Source organism: Candidatus Enterococcus moelleringii (assembly GCF_017377575.1).
Lineage (GTDB): Bacteria > Bacillota > Bacilli > Lactobacillales > Enterococcaceae > Enterococcus_A > Enterococcus_A moelleringii.
The window spans coordinates 61,106-81,781 of the sequence record NZ_JAFREM010000004.1 but is presented as its reverse complement, the minus strand read 5'-3'; the positions used below and the strand labels follow the sequence as shown (position 1 = coordinate 81,781).

Here is a 20,676-nt window from a genome sequence, read left to right as displayed (position 1 = left end):
TCTTGCAACTTCTCGTTTAATCGGCTTAGTGATAGAATGAAAGAAGCAAGATAAATAAAGGAGGAGTCAAATTGAAAAAGATTATTAATCAGCCCCAAGATGTTGTAGATGAAATGGTAGCCGGTTTGGTAAGCGCTTATCCTGATTATTTAGTACAAGTCCCTGAAACATTGGTAGTCGCTCGTTCTGATGATTTTGACCAAGTTGCTTTAGTCAGCGGAGGAGGCAGTGGACATGAACCTTCCCATGCTGGATTTGTCGGTGATGGAATGTTGAGCTCGGCTGTATGCGGGCAAGTCTTCACCTCGCCAACCCCAGATCAAATTTTCGAAGCAATCAAAGCCTCTGATAAAGGCAAAGGTGCCTTGATGATTGTTAAAAATTATTCAGGCGATGTGATGAATTTCGACATGGCGAAAGATTTAGCTGAGATGGAAGATATCGAAGTTGCTTCTGTTTTAGTTGACGACGATATTGCGGTAGAAGACAGTACCTATACGCAAGGCCGCCGTGGAGTTGCCGGCACAGTGCTTGTTCATAAGATTTTAGGGGCGATGGCTAGAGAAGGTAAGAGCGTGAGCGAACTTGCTGACTACGGCAAGTCACTTGTAGCGGACATTAAAACAATTGGTGTCGCGTTATCTGGAGCAACTGTACCAGAAGTAGGTAAACCTGGATTTGTTTTAGACGATGACGAGATGGAATTTGGTGTTGGAATTCATGGTGAGCCAGGCTATCGTCGTGAGAAAATCAAAACTTCTCGTGAAATGGCTGAAGAGGTAGTAAGCAAGCTGAAAGCCGAATACAATTGGCAGGAAGGCGAAAGCTATGGTTTGTTTGTCAATGGCATGGGCGCAACACCATTAATGGAGCTGTTCATCTACTTTAATGATGTCAAAGCGTTGTTAGCTGCTGACGGTATCGAAGTGGGATTCTCTAAAGTGGGCAACTACATGACTTCTCTAGATATGGCAGGTGCCTCAGTAACATTAATTAAACTGGATGAAGAACGTTTACGCTTATTAAACGAACCAGTTCATACGATCGCTTGGTAAGCTGTTTAATCAGAACCAACGCGCAATAGGAGGATGACGATGTTTACACCTGAAAATTTGAGAGAATCACTGCAATTGTTTAACGGAAAAATTCAAGCCAAGAAAGACTATTTGAGTGAACTGGACACGCCCATCGGTGATGGTGACCATGGAAATAATATGGGACGCGGCATGGATGCTGTGATGGCAGCGAATTTAGATGGAGATTTGTCAGCTATATTCAAAGCCGCAGCAATGGCTTTGATTAGTAAAGTGGGCGGAGCTTCTGGTCCGCTTTACGGAACAGCTATGATGGAAATGATGAAAGCTAGTAAAACTTCAGCTGAACCGACTGTATTGTTAGCGGCTGCGGCCGCCGGTATTGCTAAACGCGGCGATTCAACAGAAGGTCAAAAAACAATGCTGGACTTATGGTTCCCAGCTATTGAACAATTAAAAGAAGGTACATTGACCAAGGACGTGCTTCAAGAATTAGCAGAAAAAACTAAGGATTTGAAAGCAACGAAGGGTCGTGCTTCCTATGTAGGTGATCGTTCCATTGGTCATATCGATCCAGGAGCAATGTCTTCGGCTTATCTTTTTGAGTCGTTTTTAGAAGCAGGTGTATTTGATGACTAAAGGGGTTCTCTTGGTTTCCCATACGTCAGAAATACCAGAGGGATTAAAACGGCTGATCTGTGAAGTGGCACCTAATCTCTCCATCACGACTGCAGGTGGACTAGAAGATGGTACAGTGGGCACTTCGATGGAACGAATTTTAACCGCTATTGAAGAGAATGACAGTGATGAGCTGCTGGCCTTTTATGATCTAGGCAGTGCAAAGATGAATTTGGAAATGGCAATTGAGTTTACTGATAAGAGTGTGGAGCTTTTCGATGTGGCAATGATCGAAGGTGCTTACACAGCGAGTGCTTTATTGTCAGCTGGTGCTGGTGAAGACGAGATCAAAGCACAATTGGAAGAACTAAAGATTAAATAAGCAAATGACCGAGTGATGTATTGACGGCTCAAATGTTAGACTAAAAACTAACATTTGGGGTCAGTACAGTGGGCGCTCGGTCATTTGTTTTTTTATAGACTTACTACACTAAAGTGTTGATTAGCATGTTGATTTTTCAAAGCTTCATCCACCATAGCAATGGCATAGTCAGCCATGCTGATCTCGCTATTACCTTGGCTGTTAGCTTTTAGGCGATCATCACTAAGCTGATACTCTCCTGTTCGGCGGCCGTTTGGAACAAAGTTTGCTGCCGGGCTTAGGTAACCCCAATACAAGTTCTTAGTTTTCGGCAGTTCCAAGAAGGCTTGGTACATATTATAAGCCGTTGGATAATAGGGAGCTTTTGGATCAGAAACATCAATCATACGCTGTGTTTTTTGATCGTCTAAATATAGGGAAGAAGCGCCGCCTACTACTAGCAAACGCGTGTCAGTTCCTGACAGTATATCAATCAAATGCTGTAATGAGGTTTGGTGAAGCTCTTCTTTTCCTAATGGTGGACGAAACGCATCAACGACAACATCAAATGGCGTAAGATCCTCCTTAGTTAAATCATACAAATCTTTTTTGATATAAGGAACGCCCACCACCAATTTTTCAGGACTGCGGACAATGGCAGTTACATCCACCTGACGTTCCAACGCTTCATTCAAAATCAATGAACCAGCTTGGCCTGTTGCACCGATAATCGCTAATTTCATAAAAAATTCCTCCTAACTAGTTATGTTTAGTGTAGGAGGAATTTTGTGAAAAGGCAAAGATTAGGTCTTTAGTTAATTTATTGAAGCGTTAGCTGAGCTAAAATGACCACCAAATTCATACCAACATGGGTAATCATAGATGTCCAGATTTTTCCAGTGTGAGCAAATAACCAGCAGAAGAATAGTCCTAATCCGCTATACAGCAGGTAGTGCCCGTCTTGATGAGCAAAGGCAAACAGCAATGAACTGATGATCGCTGGAAGTAGGAAACCAAATCTTTGGCTTAATCCGCCGAAGATCGCTCGCCTAAAAACCATTTCTTCCATGATTGGCCCAGCAACTGTAGTCGCAACGATAAAGACGGAATTTTCCCGAACTAGTTGAACAATATCTTGGGTATTTTGTGAAGCTATCGGCTGATTGGTTAACCGGATTTCGATTTGCATCAGAATCATTTGCAGAATCATCGACAAGAAAATGCCGGCAATGCCAAACAAAATCGTCGACGAAAAGCTGCGGCTGTTTTGCTCAAGGGTCAGCGCCTGGCTTTTTCTCCAATAAAAGAGCAGTAAGAGAGCACCAGCAATATAAGTATAGGTCGTAACCTGAATCAGCTGTTGAACATTTGAACCGATAAAGGGAGCAAAAATTATCGGGGAAAACAATACGATCCCATAAGTGAAAATCGTTAGAAAAAGGTATTTTGTTATTCTCATAGCTATTCCTTTCCATGTCGCGGATTTGTTAGCCATTATAGCATAAATCTTCACAAATCTTAGTTTTAGAAAATTTAAAAAAAGGGAAGGTATGACTTGCAAAAGACATAAAAAATGGTATGATAAGAATTGTGAGTTAGCACTCTAAAGTTGCGAGTGCTAACGACTTTATAATCATTACTATTTGGAGGGATTTATCGTGTTAAAACCATTAGGTGATCGCGTCATTCTTGAAGTCGCTCAAGAAGAAGAAAAAACAGTAGGCGGCATTGTTTTAGCCTCTGCTGCTAAAGAAAAGCCACAAACAGCGAAGGTTGTAGCTGTGGGTGAAGGCAACGTGTTAGATAACGGTGAAAAAAGTCCAATGCCCGTAGCGGTTGGCGACACAGTAATGTTTGAAAAATATGCTGGTACAGAAGTAAAATATGACGGAACAGAATATTTGATTCTTTCTGCCAAAGATATTATGGCTATTGTAGAATAAAACAGATTGAGGTGGAGAAATTATGACAAAAGAAATTAAATTTTCAGAAGACGCACGGGCAGCAATGCTTCGTGGAGTTGATAAATTAGCTAATACAGTAAAAGTAACCTTAGGGCCAAAAGGTCGTAACGTTGTTTTAGAAAAATCTTATGGCTCACCATTGATTACCAATGACGGTGTGACTATCGCTAAAGATATCGAATTAGAAGATCATTTTGAAAACATGGGAGCAAAACTTGTTTCTGAAGTTGCTTCTAAAACAAATGATATCGCAGGTGACGGTACAACTACTGCCACTGTTCTAACTCAAGCAATTGTTCGTGAAGGCTTGAAAAACGTAACTGCCGGTGCAAACCCAATGGTTATCCGCCGCGGAATCGAATTAGCAACAAAAACAGCGGTTGAAGAATTGCATAGCATTTCTAAAGAAGTAGATTCTAAAGATGCTATCGCACAAGTTGCCGCAGTTTCTTCTGGCAGCGAAGAAGTTGGTCAATTAATCGCGGAAGCAATGGAAAAAGTTGGCAACGACGGCGTTATTACAATTGAAGAATCTAAAGGGATTGATACTGAATTAGATGTAGTAGAAGGTATGCAATTTGATCGTGGTTACTTGTCACAATACATGGTAACTGACAACGATAAAATGGAAGCAGCTTTAGAAAATCCTTACATCTTAATTACTGATAAGAAAATCTCTAACATCCAAGACATCTTGCCATTGTTAGAACAAGTATTGCAACAATCTCGTTCATTGTTAATCATCGCTGATGATGTAGATGGTGAAGCATTGCCAACATTGGTATTGAACAAAATCCGTGGAACATTCAACGTGGTTGCTGTTAAAGCTCCTGGCTTTGGCGATCGTCGTAAAGCAATGTTAGAAGATATCGCAGTTTTAACAGGCGCGACAGTGATTACTGAAGATCTTGGTTTAGAATTGAAAGATGCGACAGTTGAAAACTTAGGTTCTGCTGGTAAAGTGGTTGTTGATAAAGACAACACTACAATCGTAGAAGGCGCTGGCAACAAAGAACAATTGCAAGAACGTGTTGAATTAATCAAACGTCAAATTGACGAAACAACTTCTGATTTTGACCGTGAAAAATTACAAGAACGTTTAGCTAAATTAGCTGGCGGGGTTGCAGTTGTTAAAGTTGGTGCTGCTACTGAAACTGAACTGAAAGAATTAAAACTACGCATTGAGGATGCATTGAACTCTACGCGTGCAGCAGTTGAAGAAGGAATCGTTTCTGGTGGGGGAACTGCCTTAGTCAATGTGATTAAGAAAGTTGCGGCATTAGAAGCTGAAGGCGACGCTGCAACTGGTGTCAGCATTGTTGTTCGTGCGTTAGAAGAACCAGTTCGTCAAATTGCTGAAAACGCTGGTTATGAAGGATCAGTTGTTATCGACAAATTGAAAAACGCAGAAAAAGGCGTTGGTTTCAATGCTGCAACTGGCGAATGGGTAAACATGATTGAAACAGGAATCGTTGACCCAACTAAAGTAACTCGTTCAGCTTTGCAAAATGCAGCTTCTGTATCTGCTTTATTGTTAACTACTGAAGCAGTAGTTGCTGACAAACCAGCTGAAAATGGTGCTGCTGCACCAGCAATGGATCCATCAATGATGGGCGGCATGATGTAAGAAAGTCTGAGGAATCTTGTTAAATCAAGGTTCCTTTTCTTTTTCTTCAAAAGGGATAAAGCATTTCTAAATCATTCAGCTTATCTATTAGCTTCTGTTTCGATTTATTAGTCATGTGACTTTAAATCGAAAGGACGTAAGAATATATTAAGGAAACCCCTCGAATTATGAAGGGTTTCTTTTTTTCTACTATTTAATAGGAAGAGTTTTTCGAATGATCGGTCCGCATAAAAGTGTAAGCGTTAACCTTTCGCGCGGATTGATAAACTATTTTTATCGATATCATCCAAATAAAGTATTAGATTTTATAGTTTTTGTCTCTTACAATAGGTCATGGAACGGTGGGATCGTTTTGCATATAGGTTTTGTAGCTGTCATTAAAGGAAATAAATGCTGAAACTTTTGTAAGGGATGTAAATACATAGTGAAGCATAGCTGGTAAATTTTTATAATTTTAAAGGTGAATGTATCATTTTATTCTACAATGCTCACAAAATAACAATCTTTTAAAAAGGGAGGTCTTTTATTGTCATTAAAGACCCGTGTGCTGGAAATGATGGGGACAGTAATTACCTTATCTATCGAACATCCAGAAGCCCCGCAGCTATTGGATTACGCGCAAAAAATGCTTGAGGATTTTCAGCAGCGTTATAGCGCAAATCAAAATAATTCAGATTTAATGAAGGTTAATGCACAAGCTGGGATAAAACCAGTCAAAGTGGCACCTGATTTATATGAATTAATAAAAAAAGGGTCCGATATGGGAATCTCTTCACATTCCAAGCTGAATATCGCTATTGGACCTTTGATTAAGCTATGGCATATTGGATTTCAGGATGCACGTGTTCCAACGAAAAAGGAAATTGAAGAACGGTTAGCCCTTATTGATTTAGAAGACATTGATTTAAATGATAGTAATCAGACGGTCTACCTAAAGAAAAAGGGAATGGAAATTGATTTAGGCGCTTTGGCGAAAGGGTATTTTGCTGATGAATTGAAGCTTTATTTTAAAGCACAGGGTGTTCAATCAGGGATTATTGACTTGGGCGGCAATGTCCTGACAATCGGTTCATCGTTAAAGAATCCTGAAGGGGTTTGGAATGTGGGGATTCAAAATCCGCTGAAGGAACGAGGGAATCTGGTTGCTGTTATTGAAAATCACGATCAATCAGTCGTAACTTCGGGTATTTATGAGCGGGTATTAAAAATAGGTGAAACGCATTACCATCATATATTTGATTCCCAGACAGGCTATCCGGTTGAAAATGATGTTGCTAGTCTCACGATTGTGTCAGAGCAGTCTTTGGACGGAGAATTTTGGACAACTATCTTGTTTCACGACTCATCCCGAAAAATCCTTAACTGGTTAAACCAAATGCCTCAGGTTGAAGGATTAGTGATTACCCGCAACAACGAAATACTCATCTCTGAAAAGCTGAAAGCATCCGTTACTTTATTGGAATAAATTTTTTACTTATATATAGGAAAATAAATTTAGAGAATTATAGGAGGAAAAACAACAATGGCAAGAGGTCTATTTGATGCAGTCAAATTAAATTCAGGTGCTACTTTCAAGAATCGTCTATTTATGTCACCAATGACTACACAATCCGCATTTTACGATGGGGAAGTGACACAACAAATTATTGATTACTACAAATTCCGTTCAGGAGATGCAGCTGCGGTTATCGTTGAAAGCTGCTTTGTAGAAGATAAAGGGCGCGGCTTCCCAGGGGCAGTCGGCGTAGATACAGATAAAAAAGTAGCAGGCTTAACTGAATTAGCGTCTGCTATTAAAGGTGAAGGTTCACAAGCAATTATGCAGATTTACCATGCTGGACGGATGGCGTGGCCTGAATTAAACGGCGGAGCTGTACCGATTTCGGCAAGTCCAGTTGCTGCATTGCGTCCGGGTGCTCCTGTACCAAGAGAAATGACTGAAGAACAAATTGAAGAAATGATCACGCTGTTTGGTGATGCGACTCGTCGTGCCATTCAAGCCGGCTTTGACGGTGTGGAAATCCACGGCGCCAATACCTTCTTGCTGCAACAATTCTTCTCTCCTCACTCTAACCGTCGTCAAGACAAATGGGGCGGAAGCCGCGAGAACCGTGCACTATTCTCAATGGAAGTGATGAAGGAAGTTCAACGCGTGATTGAAGAACAAGGCGCGGAAAACTTTATCGTTGGGTATCGTTTCTCTCCAGAAGAATTAGAAGAACCAGGTATTCGTTTTGAAGATACAATGTATTTATTAAATACTTTAGCAACCTTGAAGCCGGATTATTTCCACTTCTCAATGGGTGCGTATACTCGTCCATCAATCGTTGAATCAAATGATCCTGAACCATTGATTACTAAATATTTGGCACAACGTTCACTTGAATTGGCAACTATTCCAATTATGGGTGTAGGTGCGATCCTGCAGCGTGAAAATGCTGACGAAGCTTTACAACTAGGCTATGACTTATTAGCAGTTGGTAAAGGATTCTTAGTAGAACCTAACTGGGTGCAAATGATTAAAGATGGTCAACCTGTTCCAGAATATGCTCACATCGCTAAACAAAAAGAATTGTTAATCCCTACACCACTATGGGACTTCATGGACTCAATGGTTATGGTAAAAGATCCAGAAGAAGAAAAACGCAAATACGAGCGTTTGAAAGAATTGCAAAAAATGAAACTAGAGTTCAAGCCAGGAACTTATACGGTTGCGGCTAAAGGACATAACAGCGAAATCGAAATGAAAGTAACCTTCTCAACAGAACGAATCGAAAGCGTTGATATCGATTCTGGTGCAGAATCTGAAGGTTTATCAGATCAAGTATTCGAACGTTTGCCACAACAAATCATTGATGGTCAAACATTAAACGTTGACGTAATTTCAGGTGCTTCTGCATCTAGTCAAGGGGTTATCGACGGAATTGCTGAAGCAGTTGAATTAGCCGGCGCAAGCTCTGAAGTCTTAAAAGCTCGTCCAAAACCAACTGTTCAATGGTCGAAGGAAGTGGTTGAAGAAACAGCAGATGTAGTGATCGTTGGTTCTGGTGCTGCCGGTATTTCAGCAGCCTTAAGAGCAGATCAATTAGGTCTGAAAACAATCGTAGTCGAAAAAATGAGCTTCGTTGGTGGAGCAATCTCTATCAGTGGCGGGAACCAAGTTGTATTGGGCTCGAAACTGCAAGCAGAAGCTGGCGTCACAGATGATTCAGTTGAACTAATGGTTGAAGACTTCATGAAAAACGGCAGTGGCAAAAACGTTCCAGAACTAGTTACCTTGTTAGCTAAAAACGTTGGACCAACCACTGACTGGGTTCATGAATATATGGGCGTTGACTACGACATGGAAGGCGGCTTGCATGTATTAGCTGAGTACCGTAAAAACCGTGAGTTGGCTTACAAAGATGGTGGACACGGATTTGCTGCAAGTGCTCGTAAAGCTTTGGACAACAGCAACGTAACAATCTACTTGCAAACAAAAGCTGAGGAATTATTCATTGATGATAACGGCAAAGTAACTGGACTTAAAGCAGTTGAAGAAACGGGTAAAACCCACAATATTACTGCTAAAGCAGTTATCTTAACGACTGGTGGTTACGGAAATAATCCAAACCTATTAAGCAAAGAGTTGAATAAAGTCTTGTTCTATGGTACGAAATCTTCTACAGGTGATGGTTTGCTGATGGCAACTGCTCCTGGTATTGATGCGGATACTCGCTTGATGGAATACGGTAAAATTTATCCAAATGGTGTAGAAGTCTCTAAAGGCTATGCGAAATCAACGATCGGCGGGAACATTGCCGTGTTGAAAGAAAATGGCTTATTAGTAAATATTGATGGTAAACGTGTTGTAAATGAACGTGCCAGCAATAAAGAAGTACTAGAAAAATTATTGGAGCAAAATCCACAAATGCTTTATATCTTGTTGGATCAAGAACATTTTGGAAAATTCGCTGAAGCAGTTGCTGAAGGCGGCATTACCAATGAAGATTTAGAACGTTGGATTTCTAACAACGGTATGGGTAATCCAAAAGCCTTCCGTGCAGAATCATTAACTGAATTAGCGGCTAAAGCCGGCATGCCTGGTACTAGCTTAGCTGAAACAGTGGCTCTTTATAACGAATATGTTGAAAAGGGTGTTGACGAAGAATTTGGTCGTCAATCTGAATTCTTGCAAAAACCAGTTGGTGAAGGTCCTTACTACTTAATCGAACAAAAACCACGTTTTGCAACAACCATGGGTGGATTAGTAGCAAACGATCACCTAGAAGTGCTTAACAAGGCTGGTGAAGCGATTCAAGGTCTGTATGCAGCCGGAGAAGTTGTCGGCGGCGTAATGGGTACAGACTCACCTTCAGGAGCAAATAATGCATGGGCATTAACTTCTGGTAAATTAGCAGCTGAAAGTGCAAAAGAAATAGTAGCTGAATAAGTTAATAAGTAAGGCCAGAGACGAAACGATGTCTCTGGCTTCTTTGTCGCAGATTATTAAATTGGAGTTTTACTGGCTAGTCTTAAAAAAGGAAAATTCTGGCTTTTTTAGAAAAATTTATTCTTTCACTAATTCCCTTCACTAATTTGTTCACATTCTTGTGATACAATAGTTGGGAAAGGGAGGGATGACTGATGAAACTAATCGAGACACCTATTACCAGCAATGTAAATCTTGAGACGCTGTATCCAGAGTTGTCCAAGCAAACTTTTGCAAACCAGCAAGCTATTAAATTATATAAACTATTTGCCTATGATCGGACGAAGATTGTTTATTTGGATCGCTTTGATACGATTACTTTACTGTTGCTGAATCGTCAAAGAAAAATAAAACATGACGAAGTGGATACGATTATTCACCGTATTCTAAAAGTAGATCGTAAAGAGGTTGAAGTAAACGTCGGTTATAAAAAACAGATCCTTGATGCGGGGATTCGACCACGTCATAACTACAAGGACATCATCATGATCGAGTACAAAGTGAAGTAGAATTTGTGATAAAAGAGGAAAAGCAATACGCTTTTCCTTTTTTTTGATATAATAGAACCATTGAATTTACAAAAAAAGGGAGTTTGATTATGAGAAAGCTATACGAGGATGACAGTTTGACGCTGCATACAGATTTGTATCAAATCAATATGATGAAAACATATTGGGAAACTGGACGGGCAAATTTGCATGCGGTTTTTGAATGTTATTTCCGCAATATGCCATTTGAAAATGGGTATGTCATCTTTGCAGGCCTAGAGCGCTTGGTAAACTATTTGGAAGAGTTAACCTTCAGCGAAAGTGATCTAGCCTATTTAGCTGAAGTAGAAGAGTATCCGGAAGAGTTTATCGAGTATTTGCGGAACTTCAAGTTTGCTTGTACCGTTCGTTCTGCTGTCGAAGGGGAATTAGTTTTTAACAATGAACCGATTATCCAGGTGGAAGGACCTTTACTGCATTGTCAGCTTGTTGAAACGGCACTGTTGAATATTGTTAACTTCCAAACACTGATCGCAACCAAAGCAGCTAGAATCAAATCAGTAATCGGGGACGATCCTTTGTTAGAATTTGGTACACGACGGGCTCAAGAAATGGATGCAGCGATCTGGGGAACGCGGGCTGCCTTTATTGGCGGAGCAGATGCGACCAGCAATGTCCGGGCAGGCAAAATTTTCGGTATTCCTGACAGTGGTACCCATGCGCACTCGTTGGTTCAATCGTATGGAAATGATTATGAAGCCTTTAAGGCCTATGCACAAACCCATAAAGATTGTGTGTTCCTAGTTGATACTTATGATACGTTGAACTCAGGTGTTCCTAGTGCTATTCGGGTGGCGAAGGAAATGGGCGACAAAATCAATTTCATGGGTGTGCGAATTGACAGCGGCGATATGGCTTATATTTCTAAACGTGTGCGTCAGCAGCTGGACGAAGCCGGCTTCCCAGATGCTAAGGTTTACGCTTCTAATGATTTAGACGAGAGCACGATTCAGAACTTGAAGATGCAGCATGCCAAAATTGATGTTTGGGGTGTTGGTACGAAATTGATTACGGCCTATGATCAACCAGCTTTAGGGGCGGTATTCAAGATAGTCACGATTGAAAATGAAGAAGGCGAAATGATCGATACGATTAAACTTTCCAGCAACGCGGAAAAAGTGACTACGCCAGGTAAAAAGCAAGTATGGCGGATTACCCGTAATTCTGATGGTAAATCTGAAGGTGACTATGTAACCTTGTGGGATGAAGATCCTCGCGAGGAGGATGAAATTTTTATGTTCCATCCTGTATATACGTATATTAACAAAACCGTTCGCAATTTCACTGCGCGTCCAATTCTGCATGATATTTTTGTCGATGGTAAACGAGTATATGACTTACCAACGCTTGAAGAGGTCAAACAAACAGCGAAAGACAATTTGGATTCATTGTGGGAAGAATACAAGCGTGATTTAAATCCGCAAAAATATCCGGTTGATTTGTCTCAGGATTGCTGGGATCATAAAAATCGAATTATGGATGAAGTTCGAAAATCTGTGGCAAAAATGAAGGAGCGATACAATGACAGTACAAAATGAGATTATTAAGGAACTAGGCGTTAAACCAACGATTGATCCAAAGGCTGAAATTTTGAAAAGTATCGATTTTTTAAAAGCCTATTTGAAAGCTTATCCGTTCTTGAAGACTTTTGTTTTGGGAATTAGCGGCGGTCAAGACTCATCCTTAGCTGGCCGTATCGCCCAATTAACGATGGAAGAGATGCGCAAAGAAACGGGTGATGATTCCTATCAATTCGTCGCTGTCCGTTTACCTTATGGCGAACAATCGGATGAAGCAGATGCGCAGCGAGCATTAAAATTCATTAAACCAGATGTTAGTTTACGCGTAAATATTAAACCAGCTGTCGATGCGCAAGTGGCTGCTCTAGCTGAAACTGGCGTAGCAGTTAGCGACTTTAACAAAGGCAATATCAAAGCCCGCCAACGGATGATTACTCAATACGGCGTTGCCGGTGAGATGAAGGGTGCGGTAATTGGTACCGATCATGCGGCCGAAAATATTACTGGCTTCTTTACTAAATATGGCGACGGTGGTGCCGATATCTTGCCACTGTTCCGTTTGAATAAACGTCAAGGTAAAATGCTGTTGAAGGAATTAGGCGCGGAAGAAGCAATTTATTTGAAAACTCCGACGGCCGATTTAGAAGACGGCAAACCATTGATTGCCGACGAAGTAGCATTGGGTGTCACTTACGATGATATTGATGATTACTTGGAAGGCAAAGAAATCAGTGATAAAGCCCGGGAAACGATTGAGGGCTGGTGGAATAAGACGGAACATAAGCGTCATTTGCCAATTACAATTTTTGATGACTTTTGGAAACAATAAATTTGAGAAAACTGGGAGACTAAAACTTCCAGTTTCTTTTTTTAAATTTTAAAGAGGTGAGAAAATGTATAATATTCAATTATTGGCCGATTTTGAAGAGGATCAGTTAAAGGCACTAGAGGAAAAACATTTTCAGCTAACCGATGAGGCACCCGACGCCTTAATGGTTCGCAGCGGTGAAGTTGAAGGCGACTTATTGCAAGCGGATACGTTGGCGATTGCTAGGGCGGGTGTCGGCGTAAATACCATCGATGTGCCAGCAGCTAGTCAAAACGGAACGATTGTTATGAACACACCAGGGCAAAATGCCAACGCGGTAAAGGAATTAGTTTTAGCCAGCTTGCTGTTAACGGCCCGGCCGATTTTTCAGGCAGCCGAAATGGTGGAGCAGTTAAAGAGTGATGATCTTTTGACGACGGCTGAGGAAAAACGCTCAGACTATGTCGGTCAGGAATTACAAGGCAAGACGATCGGTCTTTTGGGTATTGGAGCGATCGGCTCGTTAGTAGCGGAAAATTGTTATGAGCTGGGGATGGATGTTTTAGGTTATGCGCGCAATGATCCTGAAAGCGACATTATGGAATTTGCTTCGTTGGAGACCATCTTGAAGGAAGCCGATTATATTGTGGTACTGCTGCCGTTATCGGAAAATACCCAGCATTTACTATCAGAGCAGGAATTCCAGCAAATGAAAGCGACTGCTTATGTGCTGAATTTTGGTCGGGGTGAAATTGTTGATAGTTCTGCTGTATTAAAGGCGTTGGAAAATGAGCAGCTGGCCGGCTACATTACTGATTTCCCGGAAGAAAAGCTGCAAGGTCACAAGAACATTCTACAGCTCCCTCATATTGGCGGGACTACGGAAGAAGCGCTGAGCGGAAGTGGGAAAGCGGCGGCTAAGGCTCTCAAGGCTTTTCTGTTAAATGGCACGGTCAAGGATTCGGTTAATTTTCCCACGGCGAAGCTGCCTTTTAGAGGAGATTTGCGTTTTACTTTGTATTACGAGAATCAACCGAAAATGTGGCAGGAAATCATCGGCATCTTTTATAAGCATCAGTTGGAGATTGTCGATATGATTAGTAACCGCAAACAGGAATTTATTTACGTGATTATTGATGTTGAGGCGACGGACTCAACTGTGCTTGAACAGGCGGCTGAAGAATTGAAACAAATAGAAGCGATGAAGCGAGTTCGAGTGTTGAACAATCCTCATCATTAGGGTCAGCTTTACTTTTAGTTGATTTCTAGCTAAAATGATCAATGATTGCATTAGTAGGAGTTGACTTGTATTAATAAACTACGTAAACATAAAAAACTGATCAAAATTATTGGCGGCATTTTAGCTGTGGGATTGTTGATTATTGCTTCCAATCTGTTTTTGCAGCTGGGCCAAAATGATTTTTCCTTTGATTTAGCATTCAAATTTGCTTTTTCTTGGCATACGGAGAAATTTTTCCTAGGCTGTTTGGTGCTGCTGATTTTCTACCTGTTTTTAACGAGTATCATGGGATCGTTTCTATTCGGCAGCCTATTTTATACCTTTTTGATTGTCGGTATCGGCATTGCGGATTTTCTTAAAATGAAGTATCGATCTGAACCGATTTATCCTGATGACTTAAAAATGGTTGGCGAATTTGGCATGATCCGAGATATAGTTGGCTGGCCTTTATTTATCGGTTTTCTGCTGCTGCTGATTTTAGGAACAGCTATGACTATTTTTAGTCTTTACAGAAGCCGGAAATTGTCCAAACGAAAGCAGATTATTCGTTTAGCAACATTGGTCATTAGTACGCTGGGATTAGTTTACATCAGTCATTTTAACAACCCGGATAATTTGCTGCGGAAAGCCTACAATAAAACGGCTTTGTGGATTCCTTACAGCCAGCAAATGAATTACTATAATACCGGATTTATGGGTGGCTTTTTGTATAATTTGCGGGTGGAGCCAATGGAAGAACCGGCCGGCTATTCGCGAGAAGCGATTAAAAAAATTACTGAGAAGTACAATTCTGAGGTGAAACAGGAAACTTCAGAAGAAACACCAAATATTGTTTATATCATGAATGAGAGTTTTTCTGATCCAAGTCGTTTAGAAGGGATTCAGATTAATGGTGGTGATCCATTAGCGGATTATCGTTCGATTGCTGATGAAACGTATAGCGGTCAGATGCTTTCGCAAAATTATGGCGGCGGTACGGCAAATATCGAGTTCGAGGCCTTAACCAGCTTCTCGATGGAGCCGTTTAATCCGCAAATGACCACGCCTTATACGATGCTGGTGCCTAAGATGGAGCAGATTCCTTCGCTGGTTTCGCTGTTAAAGGAACGAAACTATCGGACAACGGCGATTCATCCCTATAACACCTCCATGTATAAGCGTAAGGATGTCTATGATGTTTTCGGTTTTGATCAATTTTTAGATGAAGACACGATGGAGCATACGGATAAGCAGGAGAACAATGAATACATTTCTGATGCCTCGGCTTATGAGGAAATCTGGGACCTGTTGGATCAAAAAAGTCCGCAGTTTGTCCACTTAGTAACGATGCAGACCCATATGCCTTATGATGGTAAATACAGTGTGAATGACTTCCAAGCCTTTGGCGACAATAATGGTTCGGTAAACAATTATTTGCAGGATATTTATTACGCAAGTCAATCGTTAAAAGCATTTCTGGAAAAATTAGATACCTTGGACCAGCGTACTTTGGTTGTTTTCTGGGGGGATCATCTGCCAGGGATTTACAATGATACGATTCAAATCGAGAATGCCGGTCATACCTTGCATGAAACGGAATTTTTCTTATACGACAACAAGCATCAGTTGAAAAATCAAGATCAGCAGGGAGTCGTTACCAGTCCCTTTTATTTCACGCCGGACTTATTCAGTCAAGCTGGCTTGCAGACAACCGGTTTTCATCAGCTGCTGCTGGCCTTGCAAGAGGAAATACCGGCATTTGAAAAAGGGATGTATTATCAGTCAGGACAATGGGGCGAAACGGTCCGTTTGAATCAGGCGCAGGAAAAAATTTATCAGGACTACCAGATGATTCAATATGATGTTACAGCAGGCGAACAGTACAGCCTGCAAGAAAATTTTTTTGAGGAGTAACTATGAGTTTTAAGAAAAAGGATAATCAAAATTATTACAATCCGATGCGGCGGGCTATTTTGAATCATCGCATGATTGAACCAGGGGATAAAGTAGCTGTTGGAATGAGCGGCGGCAAGGACAGCACCTCTTTATTTTACTTATTGGAAAAAATTCGCAGTCAAGGTCGTTTAGGCTTTGATTTCGAATTGGTTCCGATCTCTTTAGACATGGGGTTTGAAGGCTGTGATATTTCTCCGATGCAGCAGTTTGTAGAAGAGCTGGGCTATCAGCTGGAGGTGGTTCCTACGAATATCGCCAAAGTGGTATTTGATATTCGCCAGGAACGCTCTCCTTGTTCTTTGTGCGCTAAGCTGCGAAGAGGGATTTTGTATAATCGCGCAAAAGAATTAGGTTGTCAAAAGGTTGCTTTGGGTCATCATTTAGATGATGCTATTGAAACTTATTTTATGAATTTTCTTTTTCATGGTCGCTTAAACAGCTTTGAACCAAAAAGCTATTTGACTAAAACCGGGGTGACTTTGATTCGTCCGCTGATTTATATTGAAGAAAAACAGGTGATTCGTTTTGTTAAGCGTGAAGAGATTCCAGTGGTGTTTAATCCTTGTCCCGTGGACAAAAAAACTAAGCGTGAAGAGATAAAACGATTGGTTACCACCCTTTCTGCTGATTATGGCGATATTCGGGAAAAGTTCATTATGGGTATGGAACAAGGAACAAATCAGGATTTTTGGTCGAAAAGTTTGGATGAAAGCCCTTTATCGCAAAAGAAATTCTTGTGATCGATTGAATTGTAGTTCTTCCTCGTGGTATAATTCATCTTGTATAATTCATGAGGGAGTAACTAGCAGCGGTAGCTGTGGCAACGCCACCAACAAGAAAGAAATTTCTGGTGTTGTCTTAAATAGTGAGACTTATGTATGTTCTTAAAGCATACAGAAGTCTATTTTTTTTCCTTTTTATTAGGAACTGGAGTAGACTTGTATTGCAGAATATTGAAGGAGGAAGAACATGTCAGAGGAAAAAAAGCAACAATTGTCGCATCCGTTTTATGCTGAGGATACCGAAACGGTCTTAGCTAAGATGCAGTCAACCGAGGAAGGTTTGTCTTCAAGTGAGGCCCAAAAACGTATTGACGAATACGGCACCAATGAGCTAGATGAAGGCGAAAAGAAAAGTATGGTTGTCCGCTTCTTCGAGCAATTCAAGGACATGATGATCATCGTGTTGATTTTTGCAGCGATTATCTCAGCCGCTGTTTCCCATGAAGTAGTGGATTCAATCATTATTTTAGCAGTTGTCATTATTAATGCAGTAATGGGTGTACTACAAGAATCGAAGGCTGAACAAGCAATTGAAGCGCTGAGAGAAATGTCTACTCCTAATGCTAATGTGCTGCGGGACAATCACGTAAAATCAATCAAATCAACTGAATTAGTACCCGGTGATGTCGTTATGCTGGAAGCCGGTGATGTGGTACCAGCTGATTTGCGTTTATTAGAAGCTGCATCATTGAAAATTGAAGAAGCAGCTTTAACTGGAGAATCGGTGCCAGTTGAAAAAGAAATGATCGTTATCGACGAACAAGATGTTGGTATCGGCGATCGCGTAAATATGGCTTTTTCAAATAGTAATGTTACTTACGGTCGCGGCCGCGGTGTGGTAGTCAGCACAGGGATGAATACCGAAGTTGGTAAAATTGCCGGTATGCTGGCTCAAGCTGATGAAACCGAAACACCATTGAAAAACAACTTGAACCAATTAGGTAAATTCTTGACGATTGCGATTATCGTGATTGCGGCAATCATGTTTGTAGTAGGGATTGCGATTAACGGTACTTCATGGGATGAAATGTTCTTAACATCTATTTCCTTAGCAGTAGCAGCGATTCCAGAAGGGTTGCCAGCGATTGTAACGATTATTTTAGCTCTAGGTACACAGGTTATGGCGAAGCGTAATTCAGTAATTCGTAAATTGCCAGCAGTTGAAACTTTAGGTTCAACTGATATTATCGCTTCTGATAAAACCGGTACTTTGACTTTAAACCAAATGACCGTTGAAAAGCTTTATGTCAACAACCAACAAATTGGTGCTAAAGAAGAAATGCCTAATGATCTAATGGCGATTAAAGTTATGAACTTTGCTAATGATACGAAGTTTAGCCAAGAAGGTACTTTGATTGGTGACCCAACTGAAACAGCGTTGGTTCAATTTGGTTTAGATCGTGGCTTCGACGTTCGGGAAGAAACGAAAAAAGAAACTCGAGTAGCTGAACTGCCATTTGATTCCGATCGTAAATTAATGAGTACTATTCATGAACAAGCAGACGGCAAATTTTTAGTAGCTGTTAAGGGTGCACCAGATGTATTGTTAACTCGTGCGAATAAAGTATTGCTGAATGATACGGTAGTACCAATGACCGAAAAAGAAAAGAATGATATTTTAACTAACAATACCGACATGGCACAACAAGCATTGCGTGTCTTAGGTATGGCTTACAAAATGGTGGATCAAATTCCGACTGAAATGGAATCGGAAATTGTCGAAAATGATTTAATCTTTGCTGGACTTGTAGGGATGATTGACCCTGAACGTGCCGAAGCAGCTGAAGCAGTACGTGTTGCTAAAGATGCTGGCGTTCGCCCAATCATGATCACTGGTGACCATAAGGATACCGCTGAAGCGATTGCTGTACGTTTAGGCATTGTCGAAAAAGGAAATGACGCGGCTGTTTTAACGGGTGCTCAATTAAATGAAATGAGCGATGAAGAATTCGCTGAAAAAGTTGTGAACTATTCGGTTTATGCTCGGGTATCGCCAGAGCATAAAGTACGTATTGTAAAAGCTTGGCAAACAGAAGGTAAAGTAGTTGCCATGACTGGTGACGGTGTAAATGATGCACCAGCCTTGAAGCAAGCTGACATTGGTATTGGTATGGGTATTACTGGTACGGAAGTATCTAAAGGCGCTTCTGACATGGTACTGGCTGATGACAACTTTGCGACAATCGTTGTTGCTGTTGAAGAAGGCCGTAAAGTCTTCTCTAACATTCAAAAATCAGTTCAATACTTGCTGGCAGCCAACTTAGGTGAAGTACTGACCTTGTTCTTAGCGACACTATTTGGTTGGGATACGTTATTACCAATTCATTTATTGTGGATCAACTTAGTAACGGATACTTTCCCAGCGATTGCGCTAGGAATGGAGCCAGCCGAAAAAGATTTGATGAAGCACAAGCCTCGTGGACGGAATTCCAACCTGTTCTCTGGCGGCGTGTTCTCTAGTATCATTTACCAAGGGATCTTGGAAGGTGCCACCGTGTTGTTCGTTTATTGGTCAGCGATTCAATGGCCGGTTCATAATACCTATGATGCAATCCATTCAGATGCGTTGACAATGGCCTTTGCAACGTTAGGCTTGATGCAGTTGTTCCATGCCTTTAACGTTAAGTCGGTTCATCAATCGATCTTCAAGGTAGGACCATTCCGCAACAAGACCTTCAACTGGGCAATCTTGCTATCCTTTGCTTTAATGATGGTTATCATCGTTGTTCCAGGACTGAACGATCTGTTCCGGGTAGCTCACCTTGATATGTATCAATGGGGAATTGTACTGGGCGCATCCTTTGCGATTATTCCAATTGTAGAGATTGTGAAGTTCTTCCAACGCAAAACGATGAATTAAGGTATAATAGTTACAGGAAAGCTGTCGCTTTGCGGCAGCTTTTTTTAATAATCAAAATTGTTAGAGGAGAGATTGTATGCGTCCAAATGTAGGGTTATATGCCGGAAAAATTAATGAACTCATAAAAGATACTGAAGAGATGGGTGAAAAGCTTCACCCCAGCTACGAAGAAATTCGTACCGCTATTGATGAGAAAAAAGAAGTAGATGCAGCCAGAGTTTCTGAAATTCATCAGCTGTTTGCTGAAGGAACAAAATTTTATCAGTTAAATCTTGAAAAAATCGAATTATTGAAGCCGCCAGCAAAAGTGATGGGAAATCACATAAAATTTAAAAAAGCTTATCGTCAATATGTCGATGGCTGTCAGGAAATGACCGACAGTTTAGTGCCGGAAATCAACGCTGAAGCCTTCGATGCAGCTGAAGAATAGCAGGATCAAGCAACCGATACTATTTATAAAACCATCCAAAAAATTACGAATCTTTTGCTAAAATAAGAAATGACGGCTTGTATAACGAGTGTTTTCTAATTTTAATATAACTGAATTCTAAATACAAAGAGGGCTGTTTAGGTTATATTATATCCATAACCTAAACAACCTTTTCTTTTCATTACGTAAGTATTTTCTCCTTAAAATATTTACTCCTTTTCCACCGATCCCCAGTCGGTGGTTTTTTTGTGCCTAAAAAAGCTGAGGAAGCATGTGTAACCTGCTCCCTCAGCTTCATCAATTAGTTTTCGATATTTCTCACATAGTTTTCGAAATAGTCGTTTAGATCATTTTTCAGCTTTTGATATTCTTCTTCGGTGTATTCTTTGTCTTCAATTTTCCCTGCGAAACGCGGGATTTCTAAATCTTTACTTAGTCGTGCCAATACTTCTTCTTTATCCATTAAGCAAAATCCTTT

General features: G+C 40.8%; 17 protein-coding genes and 1 pseudogene. 15 read left to right on the top strand and 3 right to left on the bottom strand.

What is annotated here, in order from left to right; all coding sequences use genetic code 11:
• The first annotated feature begins 71 nt into the window (after positions 1-71).
• Genes dhaK through dhaM form a run of 3 tightly spaced genes read left to right on the top strand, consistent with a single transcriptional unit; the run spans position 72 to position 2,034 of the window.
• Positions 72-1,055 carry a dihydroxyacetone kinase subunit DhaK gene (dhaK, locus tag JZO70_RS02215; RefSeq protein WP_207671906.1) on the top strand — a complete coding sequence of 328 codons (984 nt, stop codon included), beginning with the start codon at positions 72-74 and terminating at the stop codon, positions 1,053-1,055.
• 39 nt (positions 1,056-1,094) lie between these two features.
• On the top strand, positions 1,095-1,673 hold the full coding sequence (dhaL, locus tag JZO70_RS02210) for a dihydroxyacetone kinase subunit DhaL (RefSeq protein WP_207671905.1): 579 nt from the start codon (positions 1,095-1,097) through the stop codon (positions 1,671-1,673).
• A complete protein-coding gene (gene dhaM / locus JZO70_RS02205; RefSeq protein ID WP_207671904.1) occupies positions 1,666-2,034 on the top strand; it encodes a dihydroxyacetone kinase phosphoryl donor subunit DhaM in 369 nt (122 codons plus the stop codon). The genes dhaL and dhaM overlap by 8 nt, the downstream gene beginning before the upstream one ends.
• Before the next feature lie 92 nt (positions 2,035-2,126).
• Here dhaM and JZO70_RS02200 read toward each other — a convergent pair whose 3' ends face one another.
• Both JZO70_RS02200 and JZO70_RS02195 read right to left on the bottom strand, forming a co-directional pair.
• On the bottom strand, positions 2,127-2,756 hold the full coding sequence (locus tag JZO70_RS02200) for an NAD(P)-dependent oxidoreductase (RefSeq protein ID WP_207671903.1): 630 nt from the start codon (positions 2,754-2,756) through the stop codon (positions 2,127-2,129).
• A gap of 77 nt (positions 2,757-2,833) precedes the next feature.
• Entirely contained in the window at positions 2,834-3,472 is a 639-nt protein-coding gene (locus JZO70_RS02195) for a CPBP family intramembrane glutamic endopeptidase (protein WP_207671902.1), read from the bottom strand.
• Between the two features lie 199 nt (positions 3,473-3,671).
• Between JZO70_RS02195 and groES the strand changes: the two genes are divergently transcribed.
• The 12 genes and pseudogenes from groES to JZO70_RS02135 all read left to right on the top strand — a co-directional run bounded on the left by groES (position 3,672) and on the right by JZO70_RS02135 (position 20,264).
• Positions 3,672-3,956 (top strand): co-chaperone GroES, encoded by a 285-nt coding sequence (groES, locus tag JZO70_RS02190; protein WP_010755750.1) that lies wholly within the window; start codon positions 3,672-3,674, stop codon positions 3,954-3,956.
• A 22-nt stretch (positions 3,957-3,978) separates the two neighbouring features.
• Positions 3,979-5,604 (top strand): chaperonin GroEL, encoded by a 1,626-nt coding sequence (gene groL / locus JZO70_RS02185; protein WP_207671901.1) that lies wholly within the window; start codon positions 3,979-3,981, stop codon positions 5,602-5,604.
• A 526-nt stretch (positions 5,605-6,130) separates the two neighbouring features.
• A complete protein-coding gene (locus JZO70_RS02180; RefSeq protein ID WP_242703726.1) occupies positions 6,131-7,069 on the top strand; it encodes an FAD:protein FMN transferase in 939 nt (312 codons plus the stop codon).
• A gap of 57 nt (positions 7,070-7,126) precedes the next feature.
• On the top strand, positions 7,127-10,036 hold the full coding sequence (locus tag JZO70_RS02175) for an NADH-dependent flavin oxidoreductase (protein ID WP_207671900.1): 2,910 nt from the start codon (positions 7,127-7,129) through the stop codon (positions 10,034-10,036).
• Positions 10,037-10,230: 194 nt separating this feature from the next.
• Positions 10,231-10,584 (top strand): DUF1827 family protein, encoded by a 354-nt coding sequence (locus JZO70_RS02170; RefSeq protein ID WP_207671899.1) that lies wholly within the window; start codon positions 10,231-10,233, stop codon positions 10,582-10,584.
• A gap of 89 nt (positions 10,585-10,673) precedes the next feature.
• Positions 10,674-12,161: a nicotinate phosphoribosyltransferase gene (locus tag JZO70_RS02165; RefSeq protein WP_207671898.1), complete on the top strand. Its 1,488-nt coding sequence runs from the start codon at positions 10,674-10,676 to the stop codon at positions 12,159-12,161.
• Entirely contained in the window at positions 12,145-12,972 is an 828-nt protein-coding gene (gene nadE, locus JZO70_RS02160; RefSeq protein ID WP_207671897.1) for an NAD(+) synthase, read from the top strand. Before JZO70_RS02165 ends, nadE begins: the two co-directional genes overlap by 17 nt.
• 64 nt (positions 12,973-13,036) lie before the next feature.
• Positions 13,037-14,191: an NAD(P)-dependent oxidoreductase gene (locus tag JZO70_RS02155; protein ID WP_207671896.1), complete on the top strand. Its 1,155-nt coding sequence runs from the start codon at positions 13,037-13,039 to the stop codon at positions 14,189-14,191.
• A 60-nt stretch (positions 14,192-14,251) separates the two neighbouring features.
• Positions 14,252-16,084: an LTA synthase family protein gene (locus JZO70_RS02150; protein ID WP_207671895.1), complete on the top strand. Its 1,833-nt coding sequence runs from the start codon at positions 14,252-14,254 to the stop codon at positions 16,082-16,084.
• A 2-nt stretch (positions 16,085-16,086) separates the two neighbouring features.
• Positions 16,087-16,866, top strand: coding sequence for a tRNA 2-thiocytidine biosynthesis TtcA family protein (locus JZO70_RS02145; RefSeq protein WP_207671894.1), 780 nt, complete (start codon positions 16,087-16,089; stop codon positions 16,864-16,866).
• A gap of 229 nt (positions 16,867-17,095) precedes the next feature.
• Positions 17,096-19,768 (top strand): cation-translocating P-type ATPase, encoded by a 2,673-nt coding sequence (locus JZO70_RS02140; protein WP_207671893.1) that lies wholly within the window; start codon positions 17,096-17,098, stop codon positions 19,766-19,768.
• Positions 19,769-19,844: 76 nt separating this feature from the next.
• A pseudogene (locus tag JZO70_RS02135) lies at positions 19,845-20,264 on the top strand (flagellar biosynthesis anti-sigma factor FlgM).
• A gap of 235 nt (positions 20,265-20,499) precedes the next feature.
• Here the strand turns inward: JZO70_RS02135 and JZO70_RS02130 are convergent.
• Positions 20,500-20,661 (bottom strand): hypothetical protein, encoded by a 162-nt coding sequence (locus tag JZO70_RS02130; RefSeq protein ID WP_207671892.1) that lies wholly within the window; start codon positions 20,659-20,661, stop codon positions 20,500-20,502.
• Positions 20,662-20,676 lie beyond the last annotated feature (15 nt).

Excerpts from the sequence above, each read along its gene's own strand:
- groL (WP_207671901.1), top strand. The coding sequence starts at position 3,979 with ATGACAAAAGAAATTAAATTTTCAGAAGACGCACGGGCAGCAATGCTT.
- JZO70_RS02165 (WP_207671898.1), top strand. The coding sequence starts at position 10,674 with ATGAGAAAGCTATACGAGGATGACAGTTTGACGCTGCATACAGATTTG.
- nadE (WP_207671897.1), top strand. The coding sequence starts at position 12,145 with ATGACAGTACAAAATGAGATTATTAAGGAACTAGGCGTTAAACCAACG.
- dhaL (WP_207671905.1), top strand. The coding sequence starts at position 1,095 with ATGTTTACACCTGAAAATTTGAGAGAATCACTGCAATTGTTTAACGGA.
- JZO70_RS02155 (WP_207671896.1), top strand. The coding sequence starts at position 13,037 with ATGTATAATATTCAATTATTGGCCGATTTTGAAGAGGATCAGTTAAAG.
- JZO70_RS02130 (WP_207671892.1), bottom strand. The coding sequence starts at position 20,661 with ATGGATAAAGAAGAAGTATTGGCACGACTAAGTAAAGATTTAGAAATC.
- JZO70_RS02200 (WP_207671903.1), bottom strand. The coding sequence starts at position 2,756 with ATGAAATTAGCGATTATCGGTGCAACAGGCCAAGCTGGTTCATTGATT.
- JZO70_RS02170 (WP_207671899.1), top strand. The coding sequence starts at position 10,231 with ATGAAACTAATCGAGACACCTATTACCAGCAATGTAAATCTTGAGACG.
- JZO70_RS02145 (WP_207671894.1), top strand. The coding sequence starts at position 16,087 with ATGAGTTTTAAGAAAAAGGATAATCAAAATTATTACAATCCGATGCGG.
- JZO70_RS02140 (WP_207671893.1), top strand. The coding sequence starts at position 17,096 with ATGTCAGAGGAAAAAAAGCAACAATTGTCGCATCCGTTTTATGCTGAG.
- JZO70_RS02175 (WP_207671900.1), top strand. The coding sequence starts at position 7,127 with ATGGCAAGAGGTCTATTTGATGCAGTCAAATTAAATTCAGGTGCTACT.
- JZO70_RS02195 (WP_207671902.1), bottom strand. The coding sequence starts at position 3,472 with ATGAGAATAACAAAATACCTTTTTCTAACGATTTTCACTTATGGGATC.
- dhaM (WP_207671904.1), top strand. The coding sequence starts at position 1,666 with ATGACTAAAGGGGTTCTCTTGGTTTCCCATACGTCAGAAATACCAGAG.